The sequence below is a fragment of the Elioraea sp. Yellowstone genome, assembly GCF_006704265.1.
Taxonomy (GTDB): domain Bacteria; phylum Pseudomonadota; class Alphaproteobacteria; order Acetobacterales; family Acetobacteraceae; genus Elioraea.
In genome coordinates this window covers 1-521 of record NZ_VIKA01000337.1, presented here as the reverse complement: position 1 = coordinate 521, position 521 = coordinate 1, and the positions used below count along the sequence as shown (strand labels likewise).

Below are 521 nucleotides of genomic sequence, written 5' to 3'. Positions count from 1 at the left end.
GTGGAGCCGCTGGCGCCGGCGGCCGTCGCACGCGCGCAGCTCGTGGTCGATGCGGTGTTCGGCGCGGGCCTCGCGCGCCCTGTCGGGGGTGTCGTCGCGGCGACGCTCGCCGCCTGCCGCGCGCCGGTGGTGGCGGTGGACCTGCCCTCAGGAGTCGCGGGCGATACCGGCGCGGTGCTGGGCTTCGCGCCGCAGGCCGCGCTGACCGTGACCTTCTTCCGGCTCAAGCCGGCGCATCTGCTGCGCCCGGGGCGGGATCTCTGCGGCGAGACCCTGTGCGCGCCGATCGGCATTCCCGATGCCGTCCTCCCCGCCATCGCCCCGCGCACGTTCCGCAACGACCCGGCGCTGTGGCGCGGCCGCCTGCGCCGCCCCGGACCGGACGACCACAAGTACAGCCGCGGCAGCCTGACCATCGTCGCCGGCGCGGCGATGACCGGGGCGGCGCGAGGGCGGCGGTGAGGGCTGCGAGCGGACGCATCGGTCTCTCCCGTGATCGTTGTCGCGACGACGCTAGCGCA

1 protein-coding gene is annotated in these 521 nt (G+C 76.4%); it reads left to right on the top strand.

What is annotated here, in order from left to right; translation table 11 throughout:
• A partial coding sequence (locus FK498_RS19020; RefSeq protein WP_370510924.1) for an NAD(P)H-hydrate epimerase occupies positions 1 to 462 on the top strand: 462 nt, incomplete at its 5' end.
• Between the last annotated feature and the right edge of the window lie 59 nt (positions 463 to 521).